2 pseudogenes are annotated in these 22,119 nt (G+C 74.5%); one reads left to right on the forward strand and one right to left on the reverse strand.

What is annotated here, in order from left to right:
- Window positions 1-327, reverse strand: a pseudogene (locus HCN52_RS25925) (hypothetical protein); the annotation flags it as partial.
- Here HCN52_RS25925 and HCN52_RS10040 point away from each other — a divergent pair.
- Window positions 305-22,119, forward strand: a pseudogene (locus HCN52_RS10040) (hypothetical protein); the annotation flags it as partial. The pseudogenes HCN52_RS25925 and HCN52_RS10040 sit on opposite strands and share 23 nt — an antisense overlap.

A 22,119-nucleotide genomic window follows, 5' to 3' on the forward strand; every position in this document is an offset into this window, starting at 1 on the left:
CGGCGCTTCTCGCTCACCCACTGTGCGTCGGTTGCCCGGCCCGCCGCTGGTGAACAGCCCGGACGCCGTGAGCCCGCCGGCGGCACCGCTGCCCGTCGGCGCGCCCCCGCTCCTGCCGCCGGCGACGCTCGCACCGCCGGTGGTCCCACCGCCGGCGACGCTCGCCCCGCCGGTGGTGTCGCCCGTGGTCACGACGCCGGTGGCCACACCACCGGTCGGCACGCCGCCTGCCGTCACCCCGCCGGTCATCTCCACCCCGGTGACCACCCCGCCGGTCGTCACCCCGCCGGTCATCTCCACCCCGGTGACCACCCCGCCGGTCGTCACCACCCCACCCGGCGTCGCCCCGGTGACCACCCCGCCCCCGGCCACGACGGACCCGGTCGCCGACGCCCCGCCGGTCACCACGACGCCGCCCGTTGCCGACCGCGGCCCGGTGACCGTGCCCGACGGCGGCCCGGTCACGCCCTCGCCCGCTCCCGCCGACACCACCGGCGAAACGCCCCGCCGCCCGATCACCGAGTCGGCCGGTCCCGCGACGCCGCCGCCTCCGACGGCACGCCCGGACAGCCCGGACCAGGCGCCCGCCTCCGGCACGCAGCCCCGGGGCGACCAGCAGACCCCGAACCGACCGGACGACGACCGGCCGGCGGACCACACGCCGGACCACACGCCGGACTCCCAGCCCGACACCCGGCCCGACCCGCTGCCGGACGACCGCGCGGACCGCGGCCCGGACGCGACGGCGAACCCGCCCGCGCAGACCCCCGTCCCGGTGGCGGAGGACGGCACCGCCCTCCCCGTGGCCGACCCCGTCCGCCCCGAGCAGTGGCAGCCGCACCGCGCCGACGCCCCCGCGCCGACGGTCGTGGTCGTGCCCGCCCCGGCCGACGCCACCCCGGCGCAGCAGCCCGGCCAGCGCCCGGACCCGCTCGCCCGCACCACCGTGCAGCGCGTCCAGGCCGACGACGGCCGCTGGGTGCGCACCCTCACCGTCGAGATACCGGTGCACGCCGGTGAGGGCGTCACCCCCGGCCAGGTGCCCGATGTCGAGCAGCGGCTGCGCGACCTCGCCGACCAGCACGTCAACCACGGCCTGCTGCTGCCCGACTCCGGCGACCAACTCCACGTGGACCTGCGGCTGGTGCCGGTACCGGAGACCACCACCGACGCGGTGGTGCTCACCGCGAGCCCGGTCCCGACCGCCTCCGACAGCACCACCTTCCACACCTACCTGCCGACGCCCGGCACGCCGCCGGCCGAGGTCGCCCGCCTCCGGCTGGGCGCCGACCACGCTGCGCTCACCCAGGCGCTGCGCCACGCCGGGCTCGACACCGCCGGCCCGTCCGCCACGCAGAGCGGCCCGGCGACCCCGCCGCCGGCGGTCCGCCCCGAGCACCTGCGAACCGTCGACGCCCTGACCACGCCGCCGTCGTCGAAGGCCGCGACACCGCCCGCCCCGCTCGGGGCGCCCGTGCAGGGCGTCACCGACAGCGGCCCGGCGCCCCGCCCCACGCCCGCCACCGGCGACACGGTCCCGAACCGCGGCGACGCCCCGCTCACCCCCGAGCAGCGTGCCGCCGAGGTACGGGCGCAGCGCGCCCGCCGTCACGCGGCGGACCGTCCGGACCCGCTGCGTCCCGTCAGCACCCACCCCGCCATCGCCGCGATCGAGCGGATGTCGCCCCAGGAGCGGGCGGACCGGGCAACCGACGCACAGTGGGTGAGCGAGAAGCGCCGCGAGCTCGAGCCCCGACACTTCGCCCACGTCGCCGCCGCGCTCATGGTCACCACGCCGCCCGGTGTGCACCAGCCCGCCGCCGCGGCCCGGCAGGCCCGCCGGGTCGTCGCCGACATGCTGCGCAGTACCGAGATGGCGCAGCGCCTGCTGCTGTCCGGGACCCGCATCGTGATCATCCCCGCCGACCAGTCCCTCACGCAGCTGCCGGAGTTCGCCTCGCTGGCCGGTAACCGGACCAAGGCTCAGGTCGACTGGGACGGTGTCCGCGGCGTCTCCAGAGCCGACCGGACGATCGGCGTCGGCGAGGAGAACCTGCTCGGCACGCCGTCGCGCTTCGCGGCCAACGCCGACGGCTACAGCATCCTGACGCACGAGATGGCGCACGCGCTGCACCGCGTCCTCGCCGACCGCCCCAACGGCCGCCCCCTGGGCGACAACCCGCTGGACCGTGCGGCCGCCGTGATCACCGCCGCGCACCGCGCCGGGGTGCGTCTCGACGACTCCCCCAACGGCCCCGCGCGTCGCCGCCGAAAGAACGGCAGCTGGACCCAGCCCAACTACGCGATCCGTGACCAGGAGGAGTTCTTCGCGCAGCTGACCAACGCCTGGCTCGGCAGCAACAGCGGCAAGGACCCCTTCACCCGCCTGCCCATGCGCAACGACCAGCAGTGGGTGACGCAGTTCGTCGACCGCGTCGTCCGGACCGACCCGGACACCGCCACGAGGGCGCCGGGCGAGGCGCTGTCGGCGGCCGAGCAGGAGGCCCGGGACGCCGTGGCGTGGGAGCGGCAGTTGGCCCAACGGTTGGTGCCGCTGCTGCTGGAGCTGTACGGGCCCCGGCGCACCGCCGGGATCGGTCCGTACAACCCGTCGGAGGCGGTCCGGGAGGAGAACGAGGTCTGGAACGCGTTCCGTTCCCTCTGGGACGGCCCCGACGGGCCGGACCCCGCCCTCGGCCAGGGCACGCTGCCGTTCGTGCCGCGCCCGGAGAGCGACGCCCCGGACTCCCGGCGCGACGGGACGGCCGAACGGCCCGTCTCCCCCGAGACGGGGGCGCTCGCCGCGCCCGGGACCTCCCGCCGCGAGGTGCTGGAGACGATCCTGACCGGCGCGCTCGGCAACGACGCCCGGAACCGGAACGACTTCGCCCCGATGATCGACGTGCTGAACGCGCTGGACCGGCCGTTCCGCCCGCTCAACTACGACCTGCCCGCGATCTCCCGCGAGATCCTCCAGCTCTCACCCGACGCCGACGTGCCACCGGGCCGGATACGGGAGGCGCTCGGCGTCGCCAACAGCGCCCGCCGGGACGGCTTCGCCGACAGCGTCACCACCATGGCGCTGTACCGGCTCCAGCGGCTGGGCGTGCTGACGGACTCCTCGCTGCTGGGCCCGGCGGACACCCCGCGGGGACGCGACCTCAGCGGCGGGTCGATCCCCGCAGGGGCCACACTGGCCCGGATGGGCACGGACCTGGCCGCGGGGCGCGCCGACGGCACCGTCCCCGCCGCGGTGGACTCCGCCCCGCCGTGGCCCGGCGACGCGTTCGTCTACGCCCCGGAGCGCACCGAGCCCGGCAGGGTGCGGCTCCACGGCGAGCGCGGCCCCGTCGAGATCAGTGACGCGCTCTTCGCCCGCCTGGTCGCCCTGGACCCGAACCGCCCGGCGGGCCGGGATCTCGTCCTGGCGCTGCCGCAGGACGGTTCCGCGCTGGCGCGGCAGGTGGCCGACGCGGCGAACGTCCGGGTGTGGTCCAACGACGGGGCGTTCCGCTGGGCGCCGACGGCCGAAAGCGGCGGCGCCCCGGTTCCGGTGCAGTACCGCACCGCCGAGAACATGCCGTACGGCGAGTGGAGCGCCAACGTCCCCGGACTGGTGCCCGACAACGCCGACGCCGCGTGGCGCGACGCGGGCAACCAGCGCCACCTCGACCGCGACACCCGGTTCTGGACTGTCAGCACCGAGGACGGGCGCGCCGGAGCCGGCGCCGTGTTCCTCACCCCGGACGAGATGGCGCGGGTCGAGGACGACGTCCGGGAGCTGTCGGCGGTCGCCCACTTCAGCCACCGGCGGGACACCGACCCGCTCGGCATCCGGCAGGGGGACGAGTACGGGCTGACGCGGCTGGCGCAGCCGCTGACCAGCTCCTACACGGCCTTCCTCCACGGCCGCACCGACCTGGCGCAACTACCCGACGGTAAGCGGGGCTTCAATCTGCGGGGGCCGGAGATCGGCGGGTTCCTGGCCCGCCGGAAGAGCATCCAGAACCTGCCGGCCCACCACGACATCTTCCTCATCTCCTGCCAGTCGGCGACGATGCACCCGACGCGGGACCCGCTCCACGACGTGCCCGTCCCGCAGCACATCGCCAACCGCACCGACCGCACCGTCTGGGCGTCCGACCGGCCCATGGAGCTGCACGGCGCGGAGGACGGCCTGCCGCCGCGGCTGGTGCTCAAGGAGGAGAGCGGCCAGCCCGACGGCACGGTCCACGCCTTCCATCCGGAGCCGGACGACGCCACCCGGGCCGAGATCGTGACGCACACCCGGCTCTCGCCGCAGGCCTCCGACCCCGGAACACGGGTGGTGACCTGGGTACGGGCGCTGCGGACCCTCGGGGACCGGGACATCGACGTGGACCCGGACCGCAACCGGGAGTACAGCCTGCGCCTGTACGGCTTCGCCGCGCTGGAGAACGAGCGGTTGGCGGCCAACCCGGAGGCCGGGCCGCTGACCTGGGCCGAGCTGCGGTCGCTGGTCGAGACGGAGTCCGCGCGCCACGGCTACCCGAACGTCCCCTTCGACCTGGCGTCGCTGACCTTCACGCTCCAGCAGGCCCACGACCGCGCTCGCGGCGGGGACGGCGGGTTCCGCGGTGCCCCGCTGCACGGCAGCGACGTGGACATGCGGGACGCGGACTCCAGCTCCGAGCTCTCCGACCTCTCCGACACCCCGAGTCTCCCGGACCCGCTCGTCCCCGACTCCCCGACCGCGGACGCGCCCGGTGCCGACGGGCGACGGTCCCCGGTGGTCACGGAGAGCGAGGGGGCGGCGGAGAGCCGGGCCGCCGTGCACGACCCGGGGCGCGCGGAGTCCACCGAGCACATCGCCGAGATCGCACGGCGGACGCCGGCGGAACGCGACGCGCTGATGGGCGACCCGGCCTGGGTGGCACAGCAGCGCCAGACCCTGCCGCAGGCGCAGTTCGCCGAGCTCGCTGCCGTCCTCATGGTGCGCCAAGCGCCGGGCGTGGAGCAGCCGGTGAGCGCACGCCAGGCGATGCGCCGCCACGTCGCCGACATGCTGGTCGACCCCGAGGTGACGGAGCTGCTGCTGCGTCTGCAGACGCAGATCACCATCCTGCCGCGCGACACCTCCCTCGTCGACGTGGCACCCGTGCACCGGTCGCCGGGCATGCGCGCCAGCGAACGGTGGACCTATACCCGCGGGATGGCCAAGGACCTCGTCGGCCTGGCGTTCGTCGGCGAGGAGACGCTCGTCGGCGCATCCGGGCGCTACGGCCGGTACTTCGAGGGCGGCTCGGTCATCACCCACGAGACGGGCCACGTCATCCACGAGGCGCTCGTCGAGTACCGAGGTACCAACCCGGTGCTCCTGAACGCCCGGGAGACCATCCAGCGCACCTTCGAGCGCGCCCGCGCCACCGAGGTGGAGCGACGGCGGACGATCGACCGGGAGATCGCCGCCGTCACGGGACAGCCGAACGAGGCGGCGGAGATCCAGCGCATCCTCAACGACCCCCGGCACCGCGGCTTCCCCTGGCCGAACGGCGAGTTCGCCCACCGCAGGCCCGACGGCACCTGGACCGGCCCCAACTACTCGGCCTCGAACTCGCACGAGTTCTTCGCGGAGTTGACCAACGCCTACCTGGACCTCAACCGCGAGGTCGCCATCGTCGGCGAGCGCAGGAGCGGCGCCGCGTGGGTGCGGGCCAACGCCGACCCGGGGGTGAGTGTCACGCCGCCACCGGACCGGCCCGACGCGCCGCTCCACCACATCCCCCGCGAGCTGATGCAGCTGCTGGTCCAGCTCTACGGCGACCGGACGACCGTCCCCGGCACGGAACGCAACGAGACCGCGCTGCCGCCGGCCAACCCCCTGCGGGAGACCGCCCGGATGGACGGCGTCCTGAACGCCGCCCGGGAGTTCACCGACCACCAGGAGGCGACGGCCGCCCGGGAGCGCCAGCTCCTCGACGTCCTGGGACCGGCAGCCCGCGAGCACCCCTCCTTCCGTGGTGTCGTGGACCAGCTGCGGCTCGCGGACGATCTGCGGACGGTGGACCCCGTCCACGGGGAGGGGCCGCTGGACCTGCGGCAGTTGACCCGCGACCTCCTCCAGATGCCGCACGGGGACGTCACTCCCCTGCACGTGCGCCAGGCGCTGGAGGCGGCGGTGGCGGCGTACGGCGCCGGCGCGCGGACCCTGACCCAGGCGGCCGCGCACCGCCTGCTGGTCGGCGGCGCGCTCGGCGACCGGAGCAGGCTGGAGGGCGCCGGTGACGCCTTCCAGGGCCGGGTCCTCAGTGACGACGACCCCGGGATCGACCTGTCGACCGTCGCCCTGCGCAACGGTGCGGGCGCCGTCGCGCACCGTCCGGCGCCCTGGCGGGCCGACACCTACGCGCTGCTCGTCCACCGCACCCCGGACGGCCACTACCGGGTCCGACTCGACGACGGCACCGCCGAGGTCACCGCCCCCGTCCTGGCCGAACTCCTCCGCCTCGACCCCGACGGACGCGGCCGGGGTCAGATCGCCCTCCTCTCGGCCGATCCCGGCCATCACCTCGCCGCGCTGGTCGCCAACGCCACCGGAGCCCGGGTCTGGTCCACCACCCAGCGGCTGACCCCGCTGCCCTCTCCCAACGATCCCGACCAGTACACGGTGGTCGCCGACGCCGTCGGCATGCAGGGGACGGACCTCTGGGTCCCCACCGACTCCGGCAACCGCCCGGGGGACCCCACCACATCCGTCACGCTGCACGACGGCACCGCCCTGGCCTCGGGCGACATCGCCTCCCGCTCGATGCTCGACGGGCCGCAGGACGCGCGGCAGGTCACGCGGGTCTCGTTCGTCCACATCGACCAGAACGTCCTGCCCGCCGTGCAGATGATGGCCACCGCGATCGACAGCCATGTGCGGTCCACCTACGGCGACCGGGCCGCAGGCTCGATCAATCTGGCCCTCATCGGACGCGGCGACGGCCAGTCGCCCCAGATCCACCTCACCAGTGCTCCCACGCAGCCCCGGCACCTCTCCGGGCAGGAGGCCGTCCGCTTCCTCACCCGCGGGCGCAACCTCCGCGCCCTGCCGCCCGGCGCCGCCATCTCCCTGATGTGGCCCGGCTTCACCACGCCGACCACCACCGACCCGCTCACCGACACACCGCCCGCCCAGCAGCTCGCCAACCACGCCGAGCGCACGGTCTACGCCGTCGACGCCGCGCCCGCCCCCGGCAGGCCGCCCGGGGTCCGCGCCTTCCACCCGGACCCCACGCCGCAGCAGATCCGGGAGCACCTGCACACCACGGCGCTCGGGCCGGTGCCGCGCGCCGAGGAGCGGGTCACGCGCTGGGTGCGCGCGCTCCGGTCGCTCTACGGCCCCGACATCGACCGCACTCCTAACCGGGCGGACGAGTTCCGGAACCTGCTGCACGGCATGGCGGTCCTCGAACGACGCCAGTTCCGCAACGCCACCGACCCCGAGCCCCTCACCTCGGACGCCCTGCGGCAGCACACCGCGGACTTCCACCGGGACACTCCTGGCATGCGGGTCGACGCCGACACCATCCGCCTGATGCTGCTGCGGCTCGCCATGAGCGAGAGCCTCGGTATCGGCGGCGGCGGACTGCGTGGCGTGGACCGGCCCGACACCGGCGCCGACAGCGACACCGAGATGCGGGACGCGTCGGACGACAACTCCGCCTCCGACCTGTCCGACCTGTCCGACGCGCCGAGCCTCTCCGAGAGCGCCACACTGGACCTGTTCGGCCGGGACCCGGTCGACTACGGCCTGTACCAGCCGGAGAGCCACGAGACGATCGCCGAGATCGGGCGGATGAGCAGCGACGAGCGTGCGCGCCTCGCGAACGACCCCGCGTACATCGCGGACCTCAAGACGAAGCTGATGCCCCCGCAGTACATCGAGGCGGCTGCCGCGCTGATGCTCCACCTGGCTCCGGGGGTGGAGCGGCCGGCAGCTGCCCGCCACGCGGCTCGTCGTCGCCTCGCGGACATCTTCCGCAGCAACACCGCCGTGGTGGACATGCTTCTGGCTGCCGGCACCCGGTTCCTGGTCCTGGCGCGGGCGGTGCCCGTCACCGACACCGCTCCGCTGCACCTGCGGCTACGAGAGCAGCAGGTGGCCGACGGAGTGCCATGGAACCGCGTCAGAGGCGTCACCACGGCAACAGGCAGCCCCGTGGTGGCGTTCGGCGAGGAGAACCTCACCGGGGCACTCCCCCTCTTCTCGCAGGCGGCTCCGGGGCAGTCGGTACTCTCGCACGAGACCGCCCACGCGGTTCACCGCATGCTCAGCGAGTACCGCGGCAGTGACAAGCGGTTCGCGACGGCGGCGGACGTCATCCAGCGAGCGTTCGACACGGCCAAGGCCAAGGAGGACGCCCGTACAGCCAAGATCGACAAGAAGATCGCACCGTTCCGCGGTGCCCCGGACGAGATCGCACGTACACGCGCCGCCATCGCAGCTCACCCGGACAAGAGCAGCTGGCCCAACGGCGAGTACCGCACCTACCGCGACGACGGCACCTGGTCGGAGGTGAACTACTCCGCGACCAACGTGCACGAGTTCTTCGCCGAGCTGAGCTCATCCTGGTTGGGCACCAACGCCGGAAGGGACTCTTTCACCGGCCGGCCCCGCAACAACGGCCCGGACTGGGTCCGTGCCCACTACGGGGCTCCCATGGTGCGGCTGCTGACCTTTCTCTACGGCGACCGGACCGCCCCTCCTCGCGACGAGGACGGCAGAGTTCTGCCGAGCCCTTATCACATCCCCGACGAGAACCCGCTCACGGAGACGTACACATCCGACCAGTGGCTGGCGCGCGCGGGAGACTTCCTGCCCCACCGGGATGCCGACCTGGCGAGGGTCGAGCAACTGCTGCGCGTCTTCGGCCCGCCGTTGCGCGCCAACGCCAAGATGCTCGACATCTACTCCGCGTTGTTCCTCGCGGGCGAGGACCTGCGCGCCGCCGACCCCGCGCACGGCCCGCGGCCGGCCGACCTGGTCTCGCTCGTCGCGGAGGTCCTCCAGCGCCCGCCACGTCACGTCAGGTACGACGACGTCGGGCCAGCGTTGAAGGCGATCGAGTACGGGCAGAGGAACGACGCCAAGACCCTGACGCAGGTCGCCGTCATACGGCTGCAGGAGCTCGGCGTCCTCGACGGCACTGAGTTGCTCGCCAATGGCGCCGAGCTGGGTTGGGCCCTCAGCGGCCCCGTCCCTGCGCCCCGGCTGGACGAGACGGCTGTTCTCCGGCCGGACGGCAGCGTGGAACGGCGGCCTGCTCCGTGGCCGCAGCCGGCCATGGTGCTCGACGTGGTGGCCACCGAGGACGGCCGGTACGTCGCCCGCGTCGACGGAGAGATCGTCACGCTCACCCTGCCCGTGCTTGCCGATCTGATAGCAGGAGCGCTCGAACATCTGGACTCACGGCCCGCAGCCCTGGTGCTGAGCCGTCCCGACCCCGACAGGCACCTGGCGACCGCGCTCGCCGCAGCGACGGACATCGTCAGCTACTCGACCGCGGATGTGGAAGCCCGCCCTTCGGCCGACGCTTCGGGCCGCTCCGTACTCGTCCGGCGCTCCGGGGCGCTCTGGGTCGCCACCACGCCGTCCACCTCCCCCGTCCCGGCTCCGGGGACGGTGACACTCGCCGGCAACATCCTCCACGACGGGCAGATCCTCTCCCGGTCGGTGGTGTCGGAGGACGGGCAGCGGGAAGCTGGCCGCACCTACGGCTCGACGACGCGCGTCTCCGCGGCGTACCTCCGCAACGCGCTCACTGCGGTGAGCCAGATCCTCGCGGCCCGGGACGGCCTCCCGGGCGCGCTGCCTCCCCTGTTCGTCACCGGCGACGGAAACAACTCCCAGCCGCTGCTGTACACCCGCTCCCCGCGGCAACCCGTACCGGCCACCCCGGAACAGGTGATGCAGCTGCTCGGGCGGGCCCACAGTCTGCGTCAGACCTCCGACCACTCAGGGCTCCTCCTGATATGGCCCGAGCTCGACACCGCACCGGCCACGCCGAGAGATCCGCTGGTGACCCCGGAGCCACTCCAGGCCCTGGCCGACGCCCGCGGGGGGAGCCTCTTCATCCCGCAGCCCGGGGGCGGGTTCAGAGAGATCGCCCCCCAGCCGAACGCCGAGCGACTCGCCGAGATCAGCTCGCTGACCGGGCTCGGACCGGTCGACCGCGCAGAGGAGAGGGTCCGACGCTGGGTGCGGGCAGCCCGCCTCATGACCGGCATGCCCATCGACACCATGCCGGCGCAAACGGCCCGGTTCGAACAGCTCATGCACGGCTTCGCCGCCCTGGAGCGGACCCGACTGCGTGTCAGCCCCACCGCCGACCCGTGGTCCACGGCGTCGCTCACGGCATACCTCCAGGACCACCGGAGCGCGCTGCCGCCCGGGACGAACGCCTGGGGCGTGCTGGAGCACCTCCTCGACCAGTCCGCCGCACAGGAGCGCCCCCGTGTGGCAACCGTGCACGCCATACGCACGGGCGAAGCGGCGACGACGGACACACCGTCGGCCCCTGCTCTCCCTCCCCCGCCGGTCGACCCGAACCTGTACCAGGCGGAGAGCCACCAGGCGACCGCCGACATCTCCCTGATGAGCGAGGCGGAGCGCGACCGCTTCGCCCGGGACCCGCAGCGTGTCGCCGCGCTCCGAGACCGGTTGACACCGCCGCAGTTCGCCGAGGCCGCAGCGGCGCTGATGCTGAACCTGCTGCCCGGGGTGGAGCGCCCGGTCGCCGCCCGCCACGCCGCCCGCCGCCGTCTCGCCGACCTGCTGCGCGACAACCACGACACGATCGGTCTGCTGCTCGGCAGGGGCACCCGCTTCCTGCTGATGGGCCGGACGACGGCGATCACCAACACCGGCCCGGGGTACCGGGCGCGCCGCGCCATCACCGGCTTCGCCACCCCGACCGCCACCATCCGCGGCATCACGCGGGACGCGACGGTGATCCTCGGTGAGGAGAACCTGCTGGGAGAGGCGTCGTTCCAGCAGTTCGGGGAGGGTCTGTCGGTCCTGGCCCACGAGGCCGGCCACGCCGTGCACAACGCGTTGCTGCACTACCGGGGGGCCGACCCGCAGTTCCGCTCGGCGGCGTCCGTGATCCAGGGCGTCTACGACGCCTTCACCGCGATCGACACGGCTCGGGCGGAACGCATCGAGCAGCGGATCGAGAAGGCGAAGGGCAAGCCGGGCTGGATCGGGCGGATCGACCGGATCGTCGAGGAGGAGGCGAACACCGGAGCGCCCTGGCCCAACGGCCCCCACCGCCGCTTCCAGACCGACGGCACCTGGGGCGAGCCCAACTACTCCTCCACGAACGTGCACGAGTTCTTCGCCGAGCTGACGGCGGCCTGGCTCGGGACCAACCACGGGACGGACGGCTTCTCCAGCCTGCCCCGCAACAACGGCGCCCAGTGGGTGATCGACGCCTATACGACGGCGCCCGCCACCGAGGGCGGGGCCGACGCGGGAAGCGACAGCAGCTCCGGCGGACGGAGCGACAGCACGTCGGAGAACGGCAGCGACTCCGCGGAGAGCACCGGCACCCCGGACACGTCCGTCCGCGCTCCGCGGCCGGACGTCTCGCAGCGCGCCAAGCCGCTGGTCGCCCTGCTGCAGCGGCTCTACGGCGACCGCGTCCCGCCCGACCCCGATGCGATGCAGATCGACACGGAGTCGTTCGTGACGCCGCCCGCCGACAATCCGGTCGCCTGGGCCAGGCGGGAGAACGACACCCACGACGCGCTCGGCGCCTTCTGGAACCGTGTGGAGGGCGACAGGTACCTGAACGACCAGCTCGTCGCCGTCTACGGCCCCGAGGTCTCGCGGGACCAGGCACGGTTCCGGGAACTGGCGGACGGCTTCGCCCGGGGCGAGACGATGCGCTCCATGGACCCGGCGCGCGCACCCCGACCGTGGGACCTGGTCTCGCTCGCACGCGAGGTCCTCCAGCTGCCGCGCGGGGAGCTGACCCCGTCCCACGTCGACTCCGCGCTCGACACACTGCGCGACGCGCAGTCCCGGGGATTCAGCACGCTCACCGCCGCGGCGGCCTTCCGGCTGCGGAGCCTGGGCGCCAACGACGGTGCGCTCAGCCTGCTGACCGCGGCCGACGGGAGGGTCCAGGGCCGCTCCTACAGTGGCGACGGACCCGCGCTGCGGCTGGACGAGATCGCCGTGACGACACCCGAGGGCGTCACCCGCCGGCCGGCCCCGTGGCCGGGCCAGGTCTTCGCCGTCGACGTCGAGCGGACCGGGGACGGCCGGTACCTCGTCCGGACCCGCCACAACTCCTTCGACGTCGACGCAACCACCCTGGCGCACGTCATCGGCCACGGCGACATGACGGCCCCGACCCCCTACGGGCAGCCCGGCTCCCCGCTGGGCGCGAACCGGCCCGCCGGGCCGATCGTGCTGACCCGGCCCGACCCGGGCCAGCTCCTGTCCGCGCTGCTCGCCAACCTGCTTCAGACGCGGGTGTGGTCCACGGACGGCTCGCCGGAGGGCCCGGCCCTGCTCAGCCCGGCCGCGGGGCCGGGGCCCGGCGTCCTCCTCCGGGACGCCGACCAGCCCTGGATCCCCACCGACCCCGGTACGCTGCCCGGGCCGCGCCCGGCCCAGGTGCTCGCGGCCGACGGGGCCGTGTTCGCCGACGGCTCCCTCCTCGCGTCCCCGCTGCTGGACGCGGACGGGCAGCGGGTCGCGGGCCGGTCGTTCACCCCGCCCGACCGGATCGACCGTGCGGCGATGGCGCAGTTCACGGACGCGGTGAGCCGGCACGTGAGGAACCGCCTGGGCGCGGGCGCCACCCGCCCGTTCTTCACCGTCGTCGGGCAGGGCGACGCGAGCGGGCCGGTGGTGTGGGCCGCGGACACGCCGGGCACGCCCCGACCGCTCTCCGAGCGCGAAACGGTGTCCCTGCTGACGCGCGCGCAGAGTCTGCGCAACCTCGGGCGGACCGAGGGCCTCATGCTGGTGTGGCCCGGGCTGTCCTCCCAGCGGTTGCCCGACCCGCTGAGCGAGATCACGGCCGCCCAGCGACTGGCGAACGGCCTCCGCGCCACCGTTTACGTCCCCGTGCCCCGCCCCGGTCGCCCCACGGAGGTCCGGAGCTTCGCGCCCGAGCCGGACGGAGCGGGGATCGCCCGCATCGCGACGCTGACCGCGTTGGGCCCGGTGCCGCACGCCGCCGAGCGGGTGACCCGCTGGGTGCGCGCCCTGCGTGCGATCTACGGCTCCGACATCGACGTCAACCCGACGCGGACGGAGGAGTTCGAGCAGCGGCTGTACGGCATCGCCGCCCTGGAGCGGCTGGCGCTGCGCAGCGACGCGGGCGCTCCGCCGCTCAGCTGGGACGACATCGGCCGAACCATGAACGCCGAGTGGAAGAAGCTCCCCGCCGGCACCTCTCGCGTGGAAGCGATGACAGTGGCGTTGGACCGCTTCGCGGCCCAGGAGGAGGGCGCCCGTCCCGGCCCGGCAGCCCCTGCGACGCACGCGATGGATTCCGGGCCGTCCGCCGCCCCGCCCACGGCTGCCCGCGACGACTCCCCCGCGCCGCCTGCGCGGACTCCGCAGGAGCGACTCGAGGAGGCCCGGGAGGGCGCCGGGCTCCTCCGCTGGGAGAGCACCCAGGAAGCCGCCGAGATCGGGCGACTCTCCTCGGCGGAGCGCGCGGCGTACGCCGCCGACGCGGCGCGGGTCGACGCGCTCCGCAACCGCCTGACGCCGCCACAGTTCGCCGAAGCGGCCGCCGCGCTGATGCTGCACGCCGCTCCCGGGGTCGAGCAGCCGGTCGCCGCCCGCCACGCCGCGCGGCGCGTGATGGCGGACATGCTGCGGGCGCCGGAGGTGACCGGGCTCCTCCTGGAAGGGCAGAGCCGCGTCGTCCTGATGAGCCGTTACAACAACCTGCTCTACACAGCTCCGGTCCACCGTGCCACCCGGGACGACGTGAGCCGGAACCCCGCCGTGCCCTACATTCGCGGAGTGGCCAACGCGGCCGGCACCGTCGTGTTCGGCGAGGAGACGGTGCTCGGCGAGGACACCCCGTACAGCCTGTTGGATGAGGGCGCCTCCGTCCTCACGCACGAGCTGGCGCACGCCATCCATACCGTGCTGGACAGCTACGACGGCCCCACGGCCCTTCTCCGGTCGGCGTCGGACGACATCCAGGACCTGTACGAGGCTGCCCTGCAGCGGGAGGACGACTACCTGGCGGGAAAGGTCGACTCCGGCTTCCCCTGGCCGAACGGGACGTACCGGGTGGACGGCGACCAGGGGCCGGCGTTCAACTACTCCGCCTCCGACGCGCGTGAGTTCTTCGCTGAACTCACCGCGGCGTGGTTGGGCACCAACATCGGGCCGGACGGCTTCACCGGCCTGCCCAGGAACAACGGTGCGGCCTGGGTCACGGCGGAGAAGCAGCTCGCCGGCATGGTGGCGCTGCTGACGCATCTGTACGGCGACCGGACGACGCTGGCCCCGATCGTCGACAACCCACGCTCGGAGGCCCAGCAGGACTCGGCGCTCTACCAGAGCTTCACCGACTTCTGGCAGCAGCAGGTGTACGAGACACAGCTGATCGAGGCCCGCGGCGCTCAGGTCCGCGACGACAACGAGCGCTTCAGCACGCTCATTGAGGCCATCGGCCAAGCGAACCAGCTGTACCCCGACACCACCGCCATGTCCGCGCCCTACGACCTGCGGGCGTTCAGCCGCGAGATACTCCAGCAGCCCCACGGGGAGCTCACCGACGCTGATGTCGGAGCAGCGCTCATCGCTGCAGCGGACGCGCGTGACAACGGGCTGCTGACGTTCTCCCAGGCTTCGGCGCTGCATCTGCTCGACATCGGCGCCCACCACGACGCACGGAGTCTGCTGACCGACGCCGACGGCAACCGGCAGGGTCGCAGCTACAGTCGCGACAGCCGCGTTCTGGAGACGGGGACCGTCGTCGTCGAGAGCGCGGACGGCCGCGCCGTCGCCCACCGCGCCCCGTGGCCGCCGGGGGCCCACGTGGTCGACCTGCTCCGCACCGACGACGGCCGTCTCTCCGTGCGGACCGACCGGGGGACGGCGGAGGTGCGCGACCTCGTCCTCGCCGCGCTGATCGGGCGGGACAGCGAGCGCACCCCTCGGGCCGACATCCTGCTCGTCGTGCACGATCCCGGGCAGCACCTCGCCGCGCTGGTGGCCCGCACCACCGGGTCCCGGGTCTGGTCCTCCCAGACCCCGGTGTTCGTCCGGTCGCCCGAAGGGCACCCCGGCCCGGCCGACCTCGTCGCGCGACCGCGGGCCGGCCACGACCCCCGCCCGTGGATACCCACCGACCCCGGCCCCGCGCCCGTGGTGCCGCAGGGCCCCCTGGTCCTCGCCGACGGCGCCGTCTTCACTGCCGACACCATGACCGACCGGGTCGAGTTGTCCGAGGACGGCCACGGGCTACGGGGTCTCAATCTGCTGCCCGGGGACACCCGCATACCACCGCTGACCCCGGACCAGCGGTCGGCCCTGGATCAGCACCTGACAGGGACGTACGGCCCCCACGCCACCGCCTGGTCGAGGTTCACGGTGGTCGGGGAGAGCACGGACGGAACGCCCCTCCTGCCCGATGCGGACGGCCGTCCCCGCCCGCTCTCCGGCGGGGACGCCGCCCGCCTCCTCGGCCGTGCCCAGGCGCTGCGGAGCCAGCCCGACCAAGGGTCGGTGCTGCTGCTCTGGCCGGGGCTGGCGACGCACCCGGGGGGCGACCTCCTGGCCGACATCGCTCCGGCACAGCAGGTGGCCAACGACAGCCGGCAGCCGGTCCTCGCCATCGAGGACTCCGGTGCGCCAGGGGCACGGCCCACCGTGACGGAGTTCCTCCCCGAACCCGACGCCTGGCAGATCCAGAACTTCGGCCTGCAGGCGGCGCTGGGTCCCGTCCCTCGGGCGGAGGAGCGGGTCGTACGCTGGGTGCGCACGATTCGTGCGCTGCGCGGCAACGACATCAACATCGATCCGGCGCGTGAGCAGGATTTCCAGGAGCTGCTGCACGGCACGGCGGCTCTCGAACGCCTGCGGCTGTCGGCCGAGAGCGACCCCGAACCCCTCACGTGGGCCGACCTGGTGCGGCACACCCGGCAGTGGCTCACCGACCGGAGCTCCTCGGCGGCAGTCGGCCCGGGACCCATGGTCGCGATGCTCCGCGAACTGGCGGCGTTCGAGGACGGGACGTTCCGCACGCTGTACGGTGCGCCCCCGAGATGGACGCCGGGCACCGGGCCCGGCGGGAACCCGGCACCGGCACCCGTCGGCCCCGCCACCGCGCGGCCCGTCACCTGGAGCGGCGACGGACCGGCGCCCTCCCACCCGTACCGGCCGGAGGGCACGCCGGAGATCGCGGCGCTCAGCGCGCTGTCCCCGGCCGAGCGGCGGGAGTTCGCCACCTCGCGCACCCGGATCGCCGAACTGCGCGCCCGCCTGGGCGACTCCGGGTTCCGGGAGGCGGCGTGGGCGCTGATGCTGCACTCGGCCCCGGGCGTCGAGCGGCCCGTCACGGCCCGCCACGCCGCACGTGCGCGCCTCACGGACATGGTGCGCGACCCGCAGGTCCTCACCGAGCTGCTCGCCGCCGACAGCCGGGTGGTGATGACGCCGCGCGTCATCTCGCTGCTGGACACCGCTCCGCTGCACCGGGGGACCCGGCAGGCGCTGGGGACGATGCCGGAGGCCCACACCGTGCGGGGTCTGGTGGACCCGGACAGCCGCACGGCGCTCATCGGTGAGGAGACGGTCACTGGCGAGTCCTCCCCGGCGGCGGACCGTGTCGGTCAGGCCGACCTCCGACAGGCGGGGCTGCCCACCGACGACACCTCCGGGCCCTATCGGATGGCCGAAGGTCCCGACTTCACCGACGGCTACTCGGTCCTCACCCACGAAACCGCCCACCTGGTGCACCACGCCCTCCTGAACTACCGGGGCGATGACACCGAGTTGCGGGCGGCGGCCGATCTCATCCAGCGCACCTACGACGGAGCGCTGCAGCAGGAGACCGACCGGCAGCAGCGCATCGACGAGACCGTTCAGCGGTCGCAGGGGCGGCCGGACGCCGCCGACACGCTCGCGCGACTCGCCGAGGCCGAGCAGGACACCGGCTTCCCCTGGCCCGACGGTCGGTTCACCGCGCGCGCGGACGACGGCACGGAGAGCGGACCCAACTACTCCGCGAGCAACGTGTACGAGTTCTTCGCACAGTTGACCGCCGCCTGGCTCGGCACCAACCACGGCACCGACACCACCACCGATCTGCCGCGCAACAACGGCGCGGCATGGGTCAGGGACCACTACCGCAGCCCCGACCCGGCGGACGGCGTGCAGGACCGCGACCGCCCCGACCCGGCGGAGATCGTCGCCCTGCTCACCCGGCTCTACGGCGATCGCGCTCCGGTCGAGGGTGGCGGCCCCACCGACCGCCGCGACGGCGCCGACCTGCCCCGCGACTACCCGGTCGAGTCGGTGGGCGCGGAGACCGCCGCGCTCCGCGACGCCGCTCTGCTGTTCCGTGACGCGGAGCAGGAGGCCGCCCGCCGGGACCAGTTGCTGAGCGTCTTCGGAGCAGAGCTCGCGCAGTCCCCGGACCGGTACCGCCGGCTGCACTCCCAGTTCCGGACCGCGGAGGGGCTGTGGCGGGCCGACACGGACGCGAGGGACGGCGACGCCGACCTGCGGGCGCTGGCCCGCGTCGTTCTCCAGCGGCCGCACGGTGAGCTGACCGCCGCGGACGTGGAGTCGGCGCTGCGGTTCACCGCCGAGGCCGACCTCCAGCTGCGCCCGACGACCCTCACCGAGGTGGCGGCGCTGCGGCTCGACCGTGCCGGCGCGCACGCGGACTCCCTGCGCATCAGCCACGACGACACCGAACGCGGCATCGCCTACAGCGGTCCCGTCGATCTGGCCCCCGACCGGGTGGCCGAGCGCGACGCCGGTGGCGCCGTGACCTTCCGCGACGCCCCGTGGCCCGCGGGATCCTGGCTGGTCGGGGCGAGCCGCGGGGACGACGGCATGCTGCTGGTGAGGACCGGCGAGCAGACTGTTCCGGTCAGCGACGCCGTCTTCGTCGAACTGGTCGACCGCGACTTCGCCCGCGACGAGGACGCGGATGTCGTGCTGCTCGCGGACGACCCCGACCAGCGGCTGGCGACGGCGCTGGCGGCGGCGCTCGGCACCCGCGTCTGGTCCGCCGACAGTGCGTTGTCGACGACGCCGTCGCCGCGGCCGGAGGACGGCGGCCGGTCGGTCGTCGTCACCGACCGCGCCAGCGATGCGCCCGCCTCCCGGTGGATTCCCACCGATCGCGGCCCGCTGCCGGGCCGCGCCGAGGGAGCGGTCACCTTCACCGACGGCGCCGTGTTCGCCGACACGACGGTCCGCTCCCGCACGCTGCTCTCCCCCGACGGGCAGCAGCAGGCCGGGCAGTCGTTCCGGCCGGAGGACCCGCGCAGCGAGCGGGTCGCGACCCTCGTCTCCAACGCCGTGACACGCTGGATGGAGCAGCAGGGCCCGAACGCGCCGCACACGGAAGGTCTGTTCACGGTCGTCGGCCCCGGAGGCGACGGCATGCGGCTGCGCGGCGCCGACGGGCCCGAAACCCGGGCCGTCTCCCCCGCGGAGGCCGCAGCTCACCTCGCCCGCTCCCACCGGCTGCGCACGCTGGGCCCGGACGTGGGACTGGCGCTGCTGTGGCCCGGGTTCGACACCGCGCCCACCGGCGACCCGCTGGCCGCGGTGACACCCGCCCAGCGGCTCGCCAACGACACCGACCGTGTCGTCTACACGCTGCGGAACGCGCCCGGCGGGCCCCCGCAGGTCACCGCCGTCCGGCCCGAGCCCGCGCCGGAGACGGTGGACCGGCTGCTGCAGCTGACCGCGCTCGGCCCGGTCGACCAGGCCCCCGAGCGGGTGGCGCGCTGGGTGCGGCTGCTGCGCGACCTGCACGGCCCCACCATCGACACCGACCCCTCCCGGATCGACACCTTCCACGACGCGCTGCACGGGCTCGCGGCGCTGGAACGCGTCCGACTGGCGTCCGAACCGGGCGCGCCGCCGCTCACCTACGCGGCGCTGCACCAGGACACCCGGGTCTGGGCCGAAGCGCACGGTGTCCCCCACGACACCACCGGCCCGGCCCTGCTGGCCGTCCTGGCGGAACTGGCCCGCTCCGAGCACCCCACCTACGGCGACGGCGCCTCCGATGCCGGTTCGGAGCGGCACGGCGCGCCCCACGACCGAGCCCCGCGCCCCGGGCCGCTGACCCTCGGCCCGTCCACCGCGACCGACGGCACCGCGCCGAGCCGCCGCACCTCGACCGACGGCGACACCGCCCGCCGGCCCGCCTCTCCGCCCGGGGGGCAGCTCTCGCGCTTCGCGCGGCTGATCGGTTCCCCGGAGAACAGTCACGCCGGTCTGGTGACGCTGTCCCCGCCGCCGCTGAGCGTCGTGCGCCAGCTGCACGACGCCGTGATCGACTCGGTGGCGGCGCGCGGCGCGGTCATCGACGACGCCCGGCGCAGCGACTTCCGCGAACAGCTGATGCGCCAGCTGGGCCGCCGCGAGATCGTGCAGCACCGCGCTGCGCTGCTCACCCGACAGGGCCACCCCGTCACCCTGTCCATCAACGGCTCGGAGCGGACGATTCATGTGCGGCTGGGCTACACCGGCATCCGCCCGTCGGCCCAGTTCGCGGACCCGGCGTCCCGCCCCGACTTCGCGCAGGCGGGGAGCACCGAGGGCAAGCAGACCGACACCCGGACCACCCAGCGCACCGCCAACCTGCGGACGCTGCCGCTGGGGTACGTCCACACGCTGCCCATGGACGGCGCCGTGTGGCTGGCCGACCTGGCGTTCACGCTCAACCTGACCCACCACGAGCTGACGGTGGACACCACTGTCACCGACCATCTCTCGGTCCACAGCGAGTTGTCCTCGCCCCACGGCCAGTACCCGCTGGACGCCCGGGCCACCTGGGTGATCACCCACGAGGACGGGCACGACGGCGGCGCCGGCACCAGCACCGACCCGCTGACCCTCTGGCTGCCGCGCTCCCGGGCACTCACCGAGGGCACGGAGCCGGGGTCGCAGACCGCGGACCTCACCGGCCTCCCCGTCTGGGCCGTGGAGAGCACCGGCGACGCGGTCAGCCTCCTCCCCGACCTGCAGGAGCGGATCGCCAGGCTCGACGAGGACGAGCTGTCCCCGGAGTCCGCCGCCGAGCTACGGACCTTCCTGGCCGACGAGGGGCTGCGTGCCACCGCCCATCTCCAGACGGGCCTGACGCCGGCGGGCGAGGGCGACGGGAGCCACGGCGGCGCCGTGTCGCCGATCCTGTACGACACCAAGGGCCGGCCCGTGGGATTCCTCCAGCTCTCCGCGGAGATCACACCGACCGGCGCGCCGCTCACCGTCGACGACGGCACGACCGTCGGCACAGCCTTCGGTCACGGCGGCAGCGGCGACCGCAAGGCGACCCTCTCGCGGGGCGCCGGGGTCGACGTGCGCGGCGGTGTCTTCGCGACCAGCGGTTTCCCGGACGGCGCTTCGGGGCCCACGGCACAGGTGGGCGGCGGCGGAGGCGGGCGGCTCGCGCACAGCAGCAAGGTGACCGACAGCCTCCAGGTCGCCTCCTCGGCTTCCCTCGTCCACGGGTTGTCGTCCAAGGCGCACAGCCTGCTGACCGAGGCCACCGTGCGATACACCGCCACCTTCTACGGCACCCACGGCACCCCGACGGTGGAGCGGTTCGGCACCGCACCCACGGCGCCCCCGGCCGCAGGCACCCCGGCCCCGTACCGGCTGCTCGTCGCCTCCGCCGATGCGGCCACCGCACGGGGCACCGTGCCGACAGCCGCGGAGCGGCGCGCGCTGCCGCCCCACCTGGACGCGCTGCGGGGCATCGGTATCGACGTCGTCCCCACGCGCCTCGACATCGACCCCACGACGCTGGACGCCGCCGAGACGGCCCTGCGCGAGCAGGGTTTCCTGCCCCCGGCGGAGCGCAGCCGGACGGACGGCGGGTCCCTGCAACGGGAGCAGTTGGAGAACCTGCGCAAGCTGAAGAAGCTGCGGGGGCGCTGGGGCCTGGCGATGTCCGTGCCGGACGCGGTGGACGGCGGCCGGTCGCTGTGGTTCGAGGCCGGCGGGAAGCGGGCCCGGCTGACGCTGGACACGCTGCCCGACCCCTCCCGGGACGCCACCCACGAGCGGCGCCTGCCCGGCGTCGACGTGAAGGGCGGGCGCCGCAGCGACGTGGCGGTCTCGGCGGCGCGGAACCGCGAGCACACCAACACCGGTGGCATGACCGGCCGGCTGTACGGCCCGCTCGGCGGCTACTGGGCGCCCGGTCAGGTCGACGGCAGCATGAGCATGCACCCGAAGTCGGGGAGCGACCTCAAGCAGACCGTGAAGCAGGAGGGCAACCTCAGCCACCCCGCCACCGGCAGCGACCTGTTCCGCGTGCCGGTGCGGTACCGGCTCGGGCTCACCATCGGCAAGGACACCACGTACCTCACCGGCGACCCCACCGCCGCCCGCCACGGCGACCTGGAGTCCGGCCGACCCCAGGACCCCGCGGGGGCGTTCCGCGACGGCACCCTGGACCTCGTTGTGGACCACGGCCAGACGGTCGAGCCCCCGGCGCCCCGTCGGACCCGTCCGGCCACGACGAGCACGGAGGCGTCGAGCTCCACCGCGCCCGCACCCACCGTTCCGTCGGCCGCCCTGACCACGCCGGACGCGCGGGCCGGGCTGCCCCCGGCGCACAGCGAACCGCGGGTGGTCGACGCCGCCACAGCCGCCGACCACCGGCGGCGACTGGGCCGGAGCGAGCCGGGCGGCAACGGTCGGCCGGCGACGGTGGCACTCCCGCTGCGCAGCACGGTGCTGGACTTCCACGCCTCGGCGGCGGTCACCGCCGCGGTGCAGACCGCGCTCGACACCGTCTCCCCGAGGAGCGCGGCGACGCGCGACGCCACGGCAGCGCGCGACACCGCCGCACCGACGCTCCCGGCGCCCGCGACCCCGGCACAGGGCGACACCCCGGCGGGGACCGGCGC

Origin of the sequence: Streptomyces bohaiensis, from assembly GCF_012033785.1 — a bacterium.
In the GTDB taxonomy this organism is placed as follows: Bacteria; Actinomycetota; Actinomycetes; order Streptomycetales; family Streptomycetaceae; genus Streptomyces; species Streptomyces bohaiensis.